The 15,940-nt window shown below is 64.8% G+C and carries 14 protein-coding genes; 8 read left to right on the top strand and 6 right to left on the bottom strand.

All coding sequences use genetic code 11. From position 1 onward, the window contains the following. The first annotated feature begins 27 nt into the window (after positions 1-27). On the top strand, positions 28-3,867 hold the full coding sequence (locus RHODMAR_RS10810) for a multifunctional oxoglutarate decarboxylase/oxoglutarate dehydrogenase thiamine pyrophosphate-binding subunit/dihydrolipoyllysine-residue succinyltransferase subunit (RefSeq protein ID WP_008714344.1): 3,840 nt from the start codon (positions 28-30) through the stop codon (positions 3,865-3,867). A 149-nt stretch (positions 3,868-4,016) separates the two neighbouring features. Here RHODMAR_RS10810 and RHODMAR_RS10805 read toward each other — a convergent pair whose 3' ends face one another. After that, positions 4,017-4,682 (bottom strand): TetR/AcrR family transcriptional regulator, encoded by a 666-nt coding sequence (locus RHODMAR_RS10805; protein ID WP_008714342.1) that lies wholly within the window; start codon positions 4,680-4,682, stop codon positions 4,017-4,019. Between the two features lie 69 nt (positions 4,683-4,751). Between RHODMAR_RS10805 and RHODMAR_RS10800 the strand changes: the two genes are divergently transcribed. The 3 genes from RHODMAR_RS10800 to RHODMAR_RS10790 are packed head-to-tail and all read left to right on the top strand — an operon-like array spanning position 4,752 to position 8,118. Continuing rightward, positions 4,752-6,323, top strand: a complete 1,572-nt coding sequence (locus RHODMAR_RS10800) for a flavin-containing monooxygenase (RefSeq protein ID WP_008714339.1) — start codon at positions 4,752-4,754, stop codon at positions 6,321-6,323. Further along, a complete protein-coding gene (locus RHODMAR_RS10795; RefSeq protein WP_008714336.1) occupies positions 6,320-7,153 on the top strand; it encodes an SDR family NAD(P)-dependent oxidoreductase in 834 nt (277 codons plus the stop codon). The genes RHODMAR_RS10800 and RHODMAR_RS10795 overlap by 4 nt, the downstream gene beginning before the upstream one ends. Before the next feature lie 11 nt (positions 7,154-7,164). Next, entirely contained in the window at positions 7,165-8,118 is a 954-nt protein-coding gene (locus RHODMAR_RS10790) for an alpha/beta hydrolase (protein WP_008714334.1), read from the top strand. Here the strand turns inward: RHODMAR_RS10790 and RHODMAR_RS10785 are convergent. After that, positions 8,074-8,946: a glycine betaine ABC transporter substrate-binding protein gene (locus RHODMAR_RS10785; protein ID WP_008714332.1), complete on the bottom strand. Its 873-nt coding sequence runs from the start codon at positions 8,944-8,946 to the stop codon at positions 8,074-8,076. The two genes, RHODMAR_RS10790 and RHODMAR_RS10785, sit on opposite strands and share 45 nt — an antisense overlap. Positions 8,947-9,153: 207 nt before the next feature. Here RHODMAR_RS10785 and RHODMAR_RS10780 point away from each other — a divergent pair, with 207 nt between their 5' ends. The 4 genes from RHODMAR_RS10780 to RHODMAR_RS10765 are packed head-to-tail and all read left to right on the top strand — an operon-like array spanning position 9,154 to position 12,630. Continuing rightward, positions 9,154-10,128 carry an ABC transporter substrate-binding protein gene (locus tag RHODMAR_RS10780; RefSeq protein ID WP_008714330.1) on the top strand — a complete coding sequence of 325 codons (975 nt, stop codon included), beginning with the start codon at positions 9,154-9,156 and terminating at the stop codon, positions 10,126-10,128. Beyond that, entirely contained in the window at positions 10,128-11,279 is a 1,152-nt protein-coding gene (locus RHODMAR_RS10775; RefSeq protein WP_042938735.1) for an ABC transporter ATP-binding protein, read from the top strand. Before RHODMAR_RS10780 ends, RHODMAR_RS10775 begins: the two co-directional genes overlap by 1 nt. After that, positions 11,276-11,941, top strand: a complete 666-nt coding sequence (locus RHODMAR_RS10770; RefSeq protein ID WP_008714329.1) for an ABC transporter permease — start codon at positions 11,276-11,278, stop codon at positions 11,939-11,941. The genes RHODMAR_RS10775 and RHODMAR_RS10770 overlap by 4 nt, the downstream gene beginning before the upstream one ends. After that, positions 11,938-12,630, top strand: a complete 693-nt coding sequence (locus tag RHODMAR_RS10765) for an ABC transporter permease (protein WP_008714328.1) — start codon at positions 11,938-11,940, stop codon at positions 12,628-12,630. Before RHODMAR_RS10770 ends, RHODMAR_RS10765 begins: the two co-directional genes overlap by 4 nt. 76 nt (positions 12,631-12,706) lie before the next feature. On the opposite strand, the gene RHODMAR_RS10760 is transcribed toward RHODMAR_RS10765, so the two are convergent. The 4 genes from RHODMAR_RS10760 to RHODMAR_RS28670 form a co-directional block, all read right to left on the bottom strand. After that, entirely contained in the window at positions 12,707-13,912 is a 1,206-nt protein-coding gene (locus tag RHODMAR_RS10760; RefSeq protein ID WP_008714327.1) for an NAD(P)-dependent malic enzyme, read from the bottom strand. Between the two features lie 275 nt (positions 13,913-14,187). Continuing rightward, entirely contained in the window at positions 14,188-14,487 is a 300-nt protein-coding gene (locus tag RHODMAR_RS10755; RefSeq protein WP_008714325.1) for a hypothetical protein, read from the bottom strand. Next, entirely contained in the window at positions 14,484-15,098 is a 615-nt protein-coding gene (locus RHODMAR_RS10750) for a MarC family protein (protein ID WP_008714323.1), read from the bottom strand. The genes RHODMAR_RS10755 and RHODMAR_RS10750 overlap by 4 nt, the downstream gene beginning before the upstream one ends. Next, positions 15,095-15,931 carry a PHP domain-containing protein gene (locus RHODMAR_RS28670; RefSeq protein ID WP_042938734.1) on the bottom strand — a complete coding sequence of 279 codons (837 nt, stop codon included), beginning with the start codon at positions 15,929-15,931 and terminating at the stop codon, positions 15,095-15,097. Before RHODMAR_RS28670 ends, RHODMAR_RS10750 begins: the two co-directional genes overlap by 4 nt. Between the last annotated feature and the right edge of the window lie 9 nt (positions 15,932-15,940).

Here is a 15,940-nt window from a genome sequence, read left to right as displayed (position 1 = left end):
AAGACAGAAACGAGGCGAACTACTGCCGTGAGCAGCAGCTCTACTACCCAATTCGGACAGAATCAATGGCTGGTCGACGAGATGTACCAGCGATTCAAGCAGGACCCTTCCTCCGTCGACGCGAGCTGGCACGAGTTTCTCACCGGTTACGACCCCGACGCCGTGATGGACGACGACACGGCTGGCGACTCCAACGGCGCGTCGGGCAACGGCGCGGCCTCGAACGGTAGCTCGACCAAGTCTGCTCCTCCCGCAGCACCCGCGCCCCCAGCCAAGCCTGCCGCCTCGACTCCGCAGAAGACCGACGCTCCCAAGTCCGAAGCGCCGAAGGCTGCTCCAAATACCGAAGCGCCGAAGGCTGCTCCCAAAACCGAAGCTCCGAAGGCCCCCGCTCCCAAGGCAGAAGCCTCGAAGCCTGCCGCCAAGCCTGCCGAGAAGAAGGCAGCTCCGGCCAAGTCGGCTCCCGCTGCAGCCGAATTCGGCGAGGAGTCGAGCAAGGTTCTGCGCGGTGCCGCAGCGGCGGTGGCGAAGAACATGTCCGCCTCGTTGCAAATTCCGACCGCGACAAGTGTCCGTGCAATCCCGGCGAAGCTGATGGTGGACAACCGTCTCGTCGTCAACAACCACCTCGCGCGTACCCGAGGTGGCAAGATCTCGTTCACGCACCTGCTCGGTTATGCCATCGTGCAGGCCGTCAAGGCGTTCCCGAACATGAACCGCCATTTCGCCGAGGTAGACGGCAAGCCGAACGCCGTCACTCCCGCAGCGATCAATCTCGGTCTCGCTATCGACCTGCCCGGCAAGGATGGAAACCGTTCCCTCGTTGTCGCCGCGATCAAGAACACTCAGGACTTCACCTTCACGCAGTTCTACAACGCGTACGAGGACATCGTGCGCCGCGCCCGCGACGGCAAGCTCACCGGTGAAGACTTCCAGGGTGTCACCATCTCGCTGACCAATCCCGGCGGAATCGGAACCGTGCACTCGGTGCCGCGGTTGATGAAGGGCCAGGGTGCCATCATCGGTGCCGGCGCGATGGAGTACCCGGCAGAGTTCCAGGGGGCCAGCGACGAGCGCCTCGCCGAGTTCGGTGTCGGCAAGCTCATGACCCTGACCTCGACGTACGACCACCGCATCATTCAGGGCGCGGAATCGGGCGACTTCCTCAAGACGATCCACAACCTGCTGATCAGCGACGAGTTCTACGACGAGCTGTTCCATTCGCTCAAGATTCCGTACGAGCCCATCCGCTGGCGCAAGGATCTGCCCGAGGGCACGGTCGACAAGAACACCCGAGTGCTCGAGCTCATCGCGGCGTACCGCAACCGCGGGCACCTGATGGCCGACACCGATCCGTTGCAGTTCACCAAGGACAAGTTCCGGATGCATCCGGATCTCGACGTGATCAGCCACGACCTCACGCTGTGGGATCTCGACCGCGAGTTCAAGGTCGGCGGGTTCCACGGCAAGGACAAGATGAAGCTGCGCGACGTGCTGAGCGTCCTGCGCGACTCGTACTGCCGCCACGTGGGCGTCGAATACACCCACATCCTCGAGACCGAGCAGGTGTCCTGGCTGCAGGAACGCGTCGAGGCAAAGCACGTCAAACCGACTGTGGCGCAGCAGAAGTACATCCTGAGCAAGCTCAACGCCGCCGAGGCGTTCGAGACGTTCCTGCAGACCAAGTACGTCGGGCAGAAGCGCTTCTCGCTCGAAGGTGCCGAGTCGGTCATCCCGATGATGGATTCGGTGATCGACCAGAGCGCCGAGTACGCGCTCGACGAGGTCGTCATCGGCATGCCGCACCGCGGCCGACTGAACGTGCTCGCCAACATCGTCGGCAAGCCCTACTCGAAGATCTTCACCGAGTTCGAGGGCAACATGAACCCGGCCGCCGCACACGGCTCCGGCGACGTGAAGTACCACCTCGGTGCCGAGGGCACGTACATCCAGATGTTCGGCGAGAACGACATCAAGGTCTCGCTCACGGCGAACCCGTCGCACCTCGAGGCCGTCGATCCGGTTCTCGAAGGACTCGTCCGAGCCAAGCAGGACCTGCACGACAAGGGCACCGGCCAGGGCGGCTACTCCGTCCTGCCTCTCATGCTGCACGGAGATGCTGCGTTCGCCGGCCAGGGCGTCGTCGCCGAGACACTGAACCTGTCGGATCTGCGGGGCTACCGCACCGGCGGCACCGTGCACATCGTCGTCAACAACCAGGTCGGCTTCACCACCTCGCCGGAGTTCTCACGCTCCTCCGAGTACTGCACCGACGTGGCGAAGATGATCGCCGCCCCGATCTTCCACGTCAACGGCGACGACCCCGAGGCATGCGCCTGGGTCGCGCAGCTGGCGGTGGACTTCCGTCAGAAGTTCCACAAGGACGTCGTCATCGACATGATCTGCTACCGCCGACGCGGTCACAACGAGGGCGACGACCCCTCGATGACCCAGCCTGCGATGTACGACGTGATCGACACCAAGCGCAGCGTCCGTAAGAGCTACACCGAATCGCTCATCGGCCGCGGCGACATCTCGCTCAAGGAAGCCGAGGACGCACTCCGCGACTACCAGGGCCAGCTCGAACGCGTCTTCAACGAGGTGCGTGAACTCGAGAAGTACACCCCCGAGCCCAGCGAGTCCGTCGAACTCGACCAGCAGTTGCCCACCAAGCTCAAGACAGCCGTCGACAAATCGGTCCTGCACCGCATCGGCGACGCCCACCTCGACGTGCCCGACGGCTTCAACGTGCACCCGCGCGTCAAGCCGGTGCTCGAGAAGCGTCGCGAAATGTCGTACGAAGGCAAGGTCGACTGGGCCTTCGGTGAGCTGCTCGCACTCGGATCGCTCGTGGACGAGGGACGCAACATCCGCTTCTCCGGCCAGGACACCCGACGCGGAACGTTCACCCAGCGGCACTCGGTGATCATCGACCGGAAGACCGGAGCCGAGTACACCCCGCTGCAGAACCTGGGCAGCGACAACCCCGGCAAGTTCATGGTCTACGACTCCGCACTGAGCGAGTTCGCGGCCGTCGGCTTCGAGTACGGCTACTCCGTGGGCAACCCGGACGCGCTGGTGATGTGGGAAGCGCAGTTCGGCGACTTCGTCAACGGCGCACAGTCCATCATCGACGAGTTCATCTCGTCCGGTGAAGCCAAGTGGGGTCAGCTCTCCGACGTCGTGCTGCTGTTGCCGCACGGCCACGAAGGTCAAGGCCCCGACCACACGTCCGGTCGCATCGAACGCTTCCTGACGTTGTGCGCCGAAGGCTCGATGACCGTCGCTCTCCCCTCGACCCCCGCGAACTACTTCCATCTGCTGCGCAGGCACGCGCGTGACGGCATCCGTCGTCCGCTGATCGTCTTCACCCCGAAGTCGATGCTGCGCAACAAGGCTGCGGTGAGCAACATCGAGGACTTCACCGACGGCAAGTTCCACTCGGTGTTCGACGAGCCCACCTACGACACCGGCACCGGTGACCGCAGTGCGGTCAAGCGCGTACTGATGGTCAGCGGAAAGCTCTACTACGAGCTCCTCGCTCGCAAGCAGAAGGACAACCGCGACGACGTCGCCATCGTCCGCATCGAACAGCTCTACCCCGTGCCGGTCCGCCGGATCCGGGAAGCGCTCGAAAGCTACCCGAACGCAACGGAATTCCGTTGGGTTCAGGAAGAGCCCGCGAACCAGGGTGCGTGGCCGTTCTTCGGTCTCGCGTTGCCCGAGCTCATGCCCGAGAAACTGGTCGGCATCAAGCGCATCTCCCGTCGCGCAATGTCCGCCCCGTCGTCGGGCTCGAGCAAGGTCCACGCCGTCGAGCAGCTCGAGATCATCGACGAGGCCTTCAACGCAGTCGGCGAAGGCTAGAAAAGTCCACTAGCGACAGCGGCCCACCCCTTTCTAGGGGTGGGCCGCTGTCGTCGTTTCCAGACCCCTGCTTCTGCGTCAATGGACCACTGCATACGTCTGAGCGGTGCAATGGTCCATTGACGCGAGCGGGGTGGCGGGCGGGCGGCTCAGGTCGCCGCTTCGACTTCGACTTCCGCGTCGGATTCGAGGAGGGCGGCGATCATTCCCGGTGCCAGGGCGACGGCGGGCAGCGCGTTGACGTTGAGGTCGATGAGTTCGTCGCGACTGATGCGGGGGTCGCGGAGCCAGGTGATGGTGGCTTCTTCCACGAAAGCGATCCAGCCGCGGACGGCAAGGTCGACGGTGGGGGTCACATCCATGTCGAGCACGGCGAGTTGAACCAGGGTGCGATCGGCCATGGTGGTGCGGGTCTGCTCAAACACCTCGCGCATCTGCGGGTCTCCGCTGGCAGTGCCACGGAGCAGGGAGATGAAGGTGTCGCGTTTTTCGCTGACGTAGTCGACGTAGTTGGCGATGGAATCGCGGAGGATCTCGAAGGGCTCGAGATCGGGATCGGGGGCTGTTCTCTCGAGCATCGACCGGGATGCCTCGCGCACTATTTCGAGGTGAAAGTCCTGCTTGGAGGCGAAGTAGTGGAACAGTAGACCTCGGGAGACGCCCGCTTGATCGGCGATGTCCTCTACGGAGATCTGTTCGAGGGGGCGTTCGGCCAGCATTTCGGTGCCGAGCTCGATCAGTTGTGCTCGTCGTTGTTGCGGACTGAGTCGTGTCCTCTTTGTTGTCGGAACGCCGGCGTTGCTCACATTCGCCATGCAATCATCCTATTGAGTGTTAGTCAATAACTATTGACTCACACTCAATAAGCTTCTATTGTCCTCTACATGAGTCTTCCCGTAACAGATACTTCGGACCGTGCAACGACGCCGCGTCACGTCGATACGCTGATCATCGGCAGCGGATTCGCCGGCCTCGGTGCCGCAATCAAGCTGACAAAAGCAGGCAAGAAGGACTTCGTCGTCATCGAACGCGGCCATGATGTGGGTGGCACCTGGCGCGACAACACCTACCCCGGCGCAGCCTGCGACGTGCCGTCGCATCTGTACTCGTACTCGTTCGCCCTGAATCCGGACTGGACCCGCTCGTTCTCCACCCAGCCCGAGATCCAGAAGTACATCTCCGGAGTCGCCCGCAAATACGGCGTCATGGACAAGCACGTCTTCGGGACGGACGTCACCTCGGCCCGCTGGAATGCCGACACCAGTCGCTGGGACGTGAAGACCACCACCGGCGACTACACCGCGAAGATCGTCGTCTCGGCCGTCGGCGCGTTGTGCGAGCCGAACCTTCCCGACATCAAGGGAATTCACGACTTCGAGGGCGAGGTCTTCCACTCCGCGCAGTGGAATCACGACGTCTCACTCGCGGGCAAGCGCGTTGCCGTCATCGGCACCGGCGCATCGGCGATTCAGATCGTGCCTGCCATCGCAGGCCAGGTCGAGCACCTCGACGTCTACCAGCGCACGGCGCCGTGGATCCTCCCCCGCGCCGATCGCCCGTACACCAAGCTGGAGCGTTTCGCCTTCAAGCACGTTCCGGGCTTCCAGCGGCTGTCCCGCGCCGGCATCTACGCGATGCGCGAGACTCAGGTCGTCGGATTGACGAAGTCCCCAGCCTTCATGAAGCCGTTGCAGTGGGCGTCGGAGAATCATCTGCGCACCCAGATCAAGGACAAGGCGCTGCGCGCCAAGGTCACCCCGAACTTCCGGATCGGCTGCAAGAGAATGCTGATCTCGAACGCGTACTACCCCGCGCTGGCGCAGAGCAACGTCGATCTCGTCACCGACGGCATCGCCGAGGTCCGCGCAAGGTCCATCGTGACCGAGGACGGCACCGAGCGGCCCATCGACGCACTCGTCGTCGCCACCGGTTTTCACGTCACCGACTCCCCCGCGTACCAGGGCATCACCGGCAAGGACGGCCGCACACTGGCCGAGACCTTCGACGACGGTGGCCAGCAGGGTTACAAGGGTGCCGCGGTTGCGAACTTCCCCAACATGTTCTTTCTGGTCGGCCCCAACACCGGCCTGGGACACACCTCGATGGTCTTCATGATCGAATCGCAGATCAACTACTTGGTCGACGCGTTGAACACCATCGACAAGCACGACATCGGCACCATCGAGGTGCGCAAGGACGTGCAGGACGAGTACAACGTCACCCTGCAGGACCAGCTGTCCAAGAGCGTGTGGATGAACGGCGGTTGCGCCAGCTGGTACCTCGACAAGCACGGCAACAACACGACACTGTGGCCGGGCTTCACATTCGAGTTCCGCAAGATGACCAAACACTTCGATCTCGATGCGTACCGTAGCGTCGCAACGTCCGATCTGCCCTCCGCACCGTCGGCGAACAGCCCCGCCGGCAACAACACAGACAAGGTGACCTCTCGATGAGTGCATTCACAGGCAAAGTAGCCGTCGTCACCGGCGCAGGCTCCGGAATCGGCCGCGCACTGGCCCTCGAACTGGCCGGACGTGGAGCGAAGTTGGCCCTGTCCGACGTCGACACCACCGGGCTCGACGAGACCGTCCGCCAGGCCGAGGCACTGGGAGCCGAGGTCAAGTCGGATTTCCTCGACGTCTCACAGCGCGAGACGGTGCTGGACTACGCCGACGCCGTCGTCGCACATTTCGGCAAGGTCAACCAGATCTACAACAACGCGGGCATCGCCTACCACGGTGACGTGGACAAGTCCTCGTTCAAGGACATCGAGCGCATCGTCGACGTCGACTTCTGGGGAGTCGTCAACGGCACCAAGGCATTTCTGCCGCACATCCAGGCCTCGGGCGACGGCCACATCATCAACATCTCCAGCCTCTTCGGTCTACTCGCGATCCCCTCGCAGTCCGCGTACAACGCGGCGAAGTTCGCGGTTCGTGGCTTCAGCGAATCCCTGCGCATCGAGATGCTGATCTCCAAGGCTCCGGTGAAGGTGACCGTGGTGCACCCCGGCGGCATCAAGACCGCCATCGCCCGCAACGCCACCGTCGCCGAGAACTACGACCAGGCGGACTTCGCGAAGTTCTTCGACACCAAGCTCGCGAAGACCACCCCCGTCGATGCGGCCAAGACCATCCTCAAGGGTGTCGAGAAGGGCAAGGGCCGGGTACTCATCGGATCCGACGCCATTGCCCTCGATCTGCTGCAGCGCATCACCGGCTCGCGATACCAGGGCTTGATCGCTGCAGTATCAAAGCGCGCGCTGCCGCGCTCGAAGAAGTAGGCGGGCGCACGATGAAGTCCTTCTACGTCCCCCTGCCGATCGTCGCGGCTGCGCTGAAGCCGTTCTACCGCGTCGCGCTCAATCCGCGGTTCTCGTTCCGGACTCAGCGGCGAATCCTCGAAGCCGGGGCTCCGCTGCAGACGCTTCCCCACGGAACCGTCGCGCAGAAGCTGACCCTCGCCGGACGAAAGGCCGAGCGCGTCACTGTCGGCGCGACCGAACGCGACACCGCGATTCTGTACCTGCACGGCGGCGCGTACACGATCGGATCGATCAACACACACCGCTCACTTGCTGCACACCTGGCCAGGGAATCGGCCAGTGCCGTCTACGTGCTCGACTACCGATTGGCACCGGAGAATCCGTATCCGGCAGGTCTGGACGACGCAGTGGCGGCGTTCCGTGAGCTGGTTCGATCCCACGGATTCACCGCGGACCGCATCGCCATCGCCGGCGACTCGGCCGGCGGCGGACTGTCGGTGGCCACCGCGCGTCGCCTGGTGGACGACGGAACCAGCCCGGCTGCCCTCGGACTGATCTCGCCGTGGGTCGATCCCGGTGCGCGCGACGCAGTCAAGGACCGGGATCTCGTGGTCAACACCGGGTGGTCGTACAGCTCGGCCGATGCCTACCTGGGCGCGGGTGATCCGCTCGATCAGGGCTTCGCCCCACTCCTGGGAAACCTGGACGGGCTGCCGCCGATCGTCATGCACGTCGGCACCGACGAAGTGTTGTTCGCACAGATCACCGCGTTCGCGGACAAGCTTCGCCTGTCCGGCGTCGAGCTCGAACACGTCGAATACAAGAAACTCTGGCACGTCGCGCATCTGCAGGCGTCGATCATGCGCGAAGCGGCCCAGGCTGTTCAGCACATGGGCGCCTATCTGGGCCGGAAGGTCAGGGCCTCGACGACGAGCGCATCAGAGGTTGTGCTCGCCGAGCCAACGGCCGGCGACATCGCCTGACGGAACACCGCTGCGGACCTCGCCGATCATGTCGGCGAGGTCCGCTGTCGTCAGCTCTCCCGCCACCACCGAGAACGACCTCAGAGCACTCTCACCGAGCACCCCGTTGCGATAGAGCGGAACGACGTTCTGTGCCGGGAACACATGATCGTCGTCGGGCAGGGTCGTCAGTTCTTTCGCAAGTGGCCCGAACGACGCGGTGCGGATCGCGAGAGCACCCACCGCACCGGAATTCAGGTCGTCGACGGCGAACTGCGCATCCGGATACACCATGAACTCTCCGAAACTCGCCCCGGTGAACGTCGGCTCCCGACGCGGAACAGCGTGTACGACGTCCAGCGGATCCACCTCACCCTCGACCACCCCGATCGTCACGTCTTCGCCGAAAACGACGTCGTCCAACACCGTGCCCGACGCCACCGCGATGGCGAGTCGGTCCTCGGCCGTCGCGTAATCCCCCACCGACAACCCGGCAGGCAGTGACCGGTTCAGTTCGACGAACACGTCCTCGGCCTCGGTTGCCGTGGCGAGGGTGTCGAAGGTGCGCAGCAGATCCCCGGTCACCTCGGGAACCATCGTCACCTCCCCTCGATCGAGGGCAGCGAGGTACTCGGCTCGATCACCGAGATCCTCGTCCACGGTGACGTCCGCTCCCGTCGACCTCACGGCACCGGCGTATATCTGTGCGAGCAGCCGGGAGACGTCCGAGTTGCCGGCTCCGACGACTACGGCCGCGGGCTCGGATGAAGGAGCCGCGCTGCAACCACCGAGGAGTCCGGCGATCGACACCACCACGGCCGTGGCCAGAACCGACGAACGCACCGTCATTTCCTCCTGTTCACTGCCTGTCTGGTTTACCGATCTCGACTGCGGGGCACAGATGCGAACGAGACGGTAGTCGAACCAACCTTATGGGTACCCGGATTTCGACTACCATCCCGAACAGCCCGAGTCCTGATTCTGCCGATTCCCCCGTACTGCGGTGATGGCCGGTGGAGATGGGTAGGACTGTGCCCGAACCGATGGAAGGACATCATGACCACCTCCCGAATCACGCGTGCGTTCTCCGCTCCGAGGGCCGTGGCAGCCGTTGCCGCGCTCGCTCTCTCGGTCACCGCTCTGACCGCCTGCGGCGGAAATTCGGATCCACTCTCCAGCGGTGGCGGCCAGAGCAACGGTGACACCAACTCCATCATCATCGGCTCGGCCAACTTCCCCGAGTCCGAGACCGTGGCCAACATCTATGCCGAGGCACTGCGCGCCAACGGCTTCGAGGTGAGCACCAAGCTCAACATCGGCAGCCGCGAGGCCTACATCCCCGCCGTGCGGGACGGATCGATCGACATGATCCCCGACTACACCGGCAACCTGCTGCAGTACTTGGACGAATCCTCGACCGCCACGTCCTCGGAGGACGTCCTCGCCGCGCTGCCCGCCGCCCTGGGCGACGATCTGACCGTGACGGCCCAGGCTCCCGGCGAGGACAAGGATGCCGTCGTGGTCACTCGCGCCACGGCGACCGAACGCAACCTCACCACCATCGGCGATCTCGCACCGTTCTCGTCCGAGGTGACCTTCGCCGGTACTCCGGAATTCCAGGAACGCGTCGGCGGCCTGCCGGGACTGCGAGACAAGTACGGCCTGGATATCTCGGCCGGCAACTACATTCCGATCTCGGACGGCGGCGGACCGGCCACGGTCGAGGCCCTCGTCTCCGGTCAGGTCACGGCCGCGGACATCTTCACGACCTCGCCCGCGATCGCGCAGAACGACCTCGTCGTTCTGGAGGACCCGGAAAACAACTTCGCCGCCCAGAACATCATCCCGGTGCTGCGCACGGACAAGCAGTCGGACAAGCTCACCCAGGTTCTCGACGCCGTGTCGGCGCAGATCACCACCGAAGAGCTGATCGCGCTGAACACCTCGGTGTCCGGTGACGAGAAGGCAGAACCGGCGGCGGCAGCGGCAGCGTGGGTCAAGGACAAGGGCCTGGACCAGCCGGTCAGCTGATGATCACCTTCGAGCACGTCAACAAGACATATCCGGATGGCACCACGGCAGTCGACTCCTTGGACCTGGTGATCGAGCCGCACTCGTTCACCGTGTTCGTGGGGCCGTCCGGCTGCGGCAAGACCACGTCGATGCGCATGATCAACCGCATGATCACTCCCACCTCGGGCCTGATCACGGTGGACGGTCGCAACATCGCGGACACCGATGCGGTGAAGTTGCGGCGCGGAATCGGCTACGTCATCCAGAGCGCCGGGCTGTTGCCGCATCGGACGGTCGTCGACAACGTCGCGACGGTGCCGGTGCTCAACGGCGAGTCGCGCCGCGCGGCGCGCAAGGCCGCACTCGACGTGCTCGAACGCGTCGGCCTCGACCCGGCCTTCGCCTCGCGCTATCCAGCGCAGCTCTCCGGCGGGCAGCAACAGCGGGTCGGGGTGGCCCGCGCCCTCGCCGCCGACCCGCCGATCCTGCTGATGGACGAGCCTTTCAGCGCAGTCGACCCGGTGGTGCGCGAGGATCTGCAGACCGAAATGCTGCGGCTGCAGGCGGAGCTGAAGAAGACGATCGTGTTCGTCACCCATGACATCGACGAAGCAGTACGGCTCGGCGACCACATCGCGGTCTTCGGGCCGCACGGACGACTGCAGCAATACGACAAGCCCGAGACGATTCTGGCCGCTCCGGCGACGCCCTTCGTGGCGTCCTTCGTCGGCCGCGATCGTGGCTATCGAGGCCTGTCGTTCCGGTCGGCGCAGTCGGTGACGATGCATAAGATCGAGACGGCCACCGAGGACGAGATCCACGGGCTCCGGCTGAACCAGGGGCAGTGGGTTCTCGTCGTCGACTCGCAGCGGCATCCACTGGGCTGGATCGATGCGACCGGCGTCGAGAAGGTGCGCGACGGCCGGAGCGTCGACGAGAGCTCTGCGGCGGGCGGATCCCTGTTCCTCGAGGGCGGCGATCTGCGGCAGGCACTCGACTCGGCGATCTCGTCACCGTCGGGAATAGGCGTCGCGGTGGACGCGTCCGGCGCAGCCGTGGGCAGTGTCGACGGTGCCGAGATCCTCGAAACCCTTGCTGCTCAACGCAAGTCGGAAGACGAGGAGCGCAATCGGCACCATTTCGAGGCGGCACGAGGCGACGAGCAGTGAGCTGGCTGATCGACAACTTCGATGTCGTTCTCGGCTACACGAAAACACACCTGTATCTCTCACTCGTCCCGCTGCTCATCGGACTGGTCATCGCGATTCCGGTCGGCACTCTCGTCCGAAACACGAAGTGGGTCCGCCGAATCACGTTGACGGTGGCCAGCATCGCGTTCACCCTGCCGTCACTGGCACTGTTCGTCACCATCCCCGCGGTGCTCGGTCTGCCGGTGCTCGATCCGCTCAACGTGGTGATCGCCCTGACGGTGTACTCCACCGCGCTACTCGTTCGCGCGGTTCCCGAAGCGCTCGATTCGGTGCCGTTCGCTGTCGTCGATTCCGCTGAGGCGATGGGCTTCTCGACGCTGCGGCGAGCGGTGGCGGTCGAGCTGCCCTTGGCGCTTCCGGTGCTGATAGCCAACATTCGCGTCGTGACGGTCACCAACATCTCGTTGGTCTCGGTGGGTTCGGTGATCGGAATCGGTGGCCTCGGGCAGCTGTTCACGCAGGGCTACCAGCGCGACTATCCCGATCAGATCTTCGCAGGCATCATCTCGATCGTGTTCCTGGCGTTGATATTCGACGCGGCGCTGTATCTGCTGGGTCGTCGACTCACCCCGTGGACCCGCCCGAACTCGAGTTCGCCGAAGAAGAAGGCGCGCACATGAACCTGTTCTCCGAGGCGTTCTCGTACATAGTCGACGGTGCCAATTGGGCCGGACCGACGGGCATCGGCGCGCGACTGGTCGAGCACATGTATTACTCCCTGCTCGCGGTGCTGCTCTCTGCCGTCATCGCGATACCGGTCGGCCTGCTCATCGGTCACCTGCGCCGCGGCGAAGCCGTGGTGGTCGGGCTCGTCAACGCGCTCCGTTCGCTGCCCACTCTCGGCATTCTCGTGTTCCTGGTTCTGGTGATCGGATTGGGGCTGGTGCCGCCGATCATCGCGCTGATACTGCTGGGCATTCCACCGCTGCTGGCCGGCACGTACTCCGGCATCGCCAACGTCGATGCGAACGTGGTCGACGCCGCCCGATCCATGGGCATGACCGAGACCCAGGTACTGCTGCGAGTCGAGATTCCCAACGCGCTGCCGCTCATTCTCGGTGGCCTGCGCAACACCACCCTGCAGATCATCGCCACTGCGACCATCGCGGCCTACGTCAACCTCGGCGGGCTCGGCAGATACATCTTCGACGGGCTCGCGCTGTACGACTACGTGCGAGTTCTGGTCGGTGCGATCCTGGTGGCCGTGCTGACCCTCGTCGTCGACGGCCTGCTCGCGCTGGCGGTATGGGCGTCCGTTCCGGGCACCGGTCGCCTGCGTCGGACGCCGACAGCACTGGCCGAGGTCTGACCCGTCCGACAACGAAAGACACCGGCGAACTACCGGCCCTGGTAGGGCTGGGTTCGCCGGTGTTTCTTCCGTTTTCCTACGCGACGCCCTCGGCTCGCGCTGCTGCCGCAACTGCGTCCGCAACGGCCGGGGCGACACGAGGATCGAGTGGGCTCGGGACGATCTTGTCCGCAGCCAACTCGTCGCCGAGAACCGAGAGGATTGCCTCGGCAGCGGCGAGCTTCATGCCTTCGGTGATACGTCGAGCGCCCGCGTCGAGCGCGCCCTTGAACACACCGGGGAAGGCGAGAACATTGTTGATCTGGTTCGGGAAGTCACTTCGCCCGGTCGCGACGATGGCGGCGTACTTTCCCGCCACCTGCGGGTGGATCTCCGGGTCGGGGTTGGACAACGCGAACACGATCGACTGCGGTGCCATCGAGGCAATGTAGCTCTCGTCGACCTTGCCCGCGGACAGGCCGAGGAACACGTCGGCTCCGGCCAATGCGTCGCCCGGTCCCCCGCTGATCCCCCGCGGGTTGGTCCGAGCGGCAAGATCGGCCTTGACGTCGCCGAGATCGCCCCGCCCCGCCGAAATGATGCCCTTGGAATCGAGAACCACCACATCGGAGATTCCGGCTGCGAGCAGGATGTTGGCGCAGGCCACCCCCGCCGCGCCGGCACCGGACACGACGACGCGAAGCTCCGACAGGGCGCGCCCCTGCACCCGCGTCGCGCCGGTGAGCGCGGCGAGGACGACGATGGCGGTGCCGTGCTGATCGTCGTGCATCACCGGGCACTCGAGGGCATCGACGACGCGTCGTTCGATCTCGAAACAGCGCGGAGCCGAGATGTCTTCGAGGTTGACGGCCCCGAAACTGTGCCGCAGCCGCACGATCGTCTCGACGATCTCGTCGACGTCGTTGGTATCGAGCACGATCGGGATGGAGTCGAGGCCGGCGAACTTCTTGAACAGTGCGGCCTTGCCTTCCATCACCGGCAACGACGCCCGAGGGCCGATGTCGCCCAGGCCGAGCACTGCGGAACCGTCGGAGATGACGGCGACGAGGCGGTCGGTCCAGGTGTATCGCTTCGCGAGTGTCGGGTCGGCAGCGATGGCGCGGCTGACCTGGGCTACCCCGGGGGTGTACGCGATGGACAGATCCCGCTGGGTCTCGAGCGGTGCCGCCAGTTCGACCGACAGCTTGCCGCCGAGATGTCCGGCGAAGATCTCCTCGTCGGTGATAGCTGCCGGGCCGTCCGGTGCTGTGTCTTGTGCTGTGGTGTCTTCGACTGCCGTCACGGTGAAAGCTCCTCGCACGCTCGACCTCGACCAGCAAGGCGAGGCATGTCAACGAAGTGAGTGGTTCTGGGAAATGAGGGCTACCGGAGTGAGCCAGTGCTGGCTGCAAACTGCCGAGAGCGTGTCTCGCGCGTGAGGCGGGTGTGCCTGCACAATCGGCGATGGGCTGTAGCCCTGTCGGTGACCCAGTGTGCCATATCGCCACTCGACCTGACCACAGAGTCAGGAACGAACCGGTCGTGGCCCCTCTGCTCTGTCAGCCACCATCGAGTGTTCTATTGCCACCACTGGGTCCACAGGACGAGGGCCGCGACGCCGAAGACCGCGATCGCCCCGAGGACCGCAGAGAACCCGCGCCGGTGGTCGGCAAACCGCTGTGCGACCACGGCGACGACGGCGGCGGCGATGTGGGCGGCGACGGAGAGAACACCGGGACCGGGAAAGCCACGGGAGTGGCCGAGGTATTGGGTGACGGCAACCCCGATCGCGAGCACCACCAATCCCGCGGTGACGATACCGCTGAATCCGCGCAGGAATCGGAGCCCTGCCCCTGCGCCGTACACTGCCCCGGTCATCCTCCGGCCACGAATCCGCGGACCGAGTCCGCAATCAACTGCACGGCGATGGCGGCCAGCAACAGACCTGCGATACGCGCCAGCAGCGAAATACCACCTTCGCCGAGAAGCCTGATCAACACCGTCGAGAAGCGCAGCACCAGGAAGAACAGAACGTGAATGGTGATGATGCCCAACGCAATCGCCAGCAGCGAGCCGGCGTCGCCGTCGGCCTGACTGACGTAGACGATCACCGCCGCAATGGCACCGGGACCTGCCATCAGCGGGGTTCCGAGCGGCACGAGCGCCACGTTGACATCCTCCGCAGCGGCGTCGCCGCCCGCGCCCTTTCCGGTGAGCAACGACAGTGCGATGAGCAGCAGCAGCAGCCCGCCCGCACCCTGAAGCGCCGGAATGCCGATGTGCAAGTAGCTCAGGATCGCTTGGCCGCCGATCGCGAACACCGAGATGACGGTCAGCGAGACCGCGGGGGCCTGCCAGGCAGCCTTGTTGCGGGCTTCCTTGCTCTTGCGGCCGACCAGGGACAGGAACACCGGTATCGCGCCCGGTGGGTCCATGATCACGAACAGGGTGATCAACACCGTCAGGTAGAGCGTCACGTCGAATGTCATGGGCGGGCCGCCGCCACTATCCGGTCGTATTGCTCCGGGGCGGTGGTGTACTCGCCCAGCTTCACCGTCTTGTTGGTGCCGTGGTAATCCGAGGACCCGGTGACTATCAGGTCCAGTTCGGCGGCGAGATCGGCCATCACCGCGGTGTCTCGAGGCGAGTGATCCATGTGGTGCACTTCGACCCCGCCGAGCCCGAGCGCGGCGAGTTCGCGAATGTGGTCCAGGTCGAGGATGCGGCCGCGAGCACGGGCCCTGGCGTGTGCGAGCACGCTGACCCCGCCGGCTGCCGCGATCATCTCCACCGCAAGCTCGAGCGGCGTATCGGCCTTCTCCACATAGTATTTGCCGCTGGTCGCAAGCGGACCGGCGAACGCGGCATTCATGTCCGGCACGTATCCGGCGTCGATCAGGGCGCGGCCCAGGTGTGGTCGTCCGGCCGCGTCTCCGGCCGAGGCCAGCACTGCATCGGGATCGATCGGCAGACCGTCGGCCGCCATGTTCTCGGCAATGGCACGCAGCCGAGTCACCCGTTCTCTGCGCAGGCGGACCCGCTCCTGCGCGAAGGCCTCGTCCGCGGGGTCGAACAGATACGCGAGCAGGTGCACTGGAACCGGCTTGCCGTCCTCGCCGCGTCCGGTGCACGAGAGTTCCATGCCGCGCACGAGAGTCAGACCGGACGGGACGGCTGCCGCCGCTTCGTCCCATCCCGACGTGGTGTCGTGATCGGTCAGGGCCACCACCGACAGTCCCGCCGCAGACGCGGAGCGGACCAGCTCGGCGGGGCTGTCGGTGCCGTCCGACGCCGTCGAGTGGGTGTGGAGATCGATGCGCACCAGACCAGT

The organism is Rhodococcus sp. AW25M09, assembly GCF_000333955.1.
Taxonomy (GTDB): domain Bacteria; phylum Actinomycetota; class Actinomycetes; order Mycobacteriales; family Mycobacteriaceae; genus Rhodococcoides.
Note: the sequence above shows the minus strand (reverse complement) of the source record. Positions and strands in the feature narration are given on the sequence as shown.

Excerpts from the sequence above, each read along its gene's own strand:
- RHODMAR_RS10765 (WP_008714328.1), top strand. The coding sequence starts at position 11,938 with ATGAACCTGTTCTCCGAGGCGTTCTCGTACATAGTCGACGGTGCCAAT.
- RHODMAR_RS10755 (WP_008714325.1), bottom strand. The coding sequence starts at position 14,487 with ATGACCGGGGCAGTGTACGGCGCAGGGGCAGGGCTCCGATTCCTGCGC.
- RHODMAR_RS10775 (WP_042938735.1), top strand. The coding sequence starts at position 10,128 with ATGATCACCTTCGAGCACGTCAACAAGACATATCCGGATGGCACCACG.
- RHODMAR_RS10750 (WP_008714323.1), bottom strand. The coding sequence starts at position 15,098 with ATGACATTCGACGTGACGCTCTACCTGACGGTGTTGATCACCCTGTTC.
- RHODMAR_RS10800 (WP_008714339.1), top strand. The coding sequence starts at position 4,752 with ATGAGTCTTCCCGTAACAGATACTTCGGACCGTGCAACGACGCCGCGT.
- RHODMAR_RS10785 (WP_008714332.1), bottom strand. The coding sequence starts at position 8,946 with ATGACGGTGCGTTCGTCGGTTCTGGCCACGGCCGTGGTGGTGTCGATC.
- RHODMAR_RS10790 (WP_008714334.1), top strand. The coding sequence starts at position 7,165 with ATGAAGTCCTTCTACGTCCCCCTGCCGATCGTCGCGGCTGCGCTGAAG.
- RHODMAR_RS10780 (WP_008714330.1), top strand. The coding sequence starts at position 9,154 with ATGACCACCTCCCGAATCACGCGTGCGTTCTCCGCTCCGAGGGCCGTG.
- RHODMAR_RS10805 (WP_008714342.1), bottom strand. The coding sequence starts at position 4,682 with ATGGCGAATGTGAGCAACGCCGGCGTTCCGACAACAAAGAGGACACGA.
- RHODMAR_RS10795 (WP_008714336.1), top strand. The coding sequence starts at position 6,320 with ATGAGTGCATTCACAGGCAAAGTAGCCGTCGTCACCGGCGCAGGCTCC.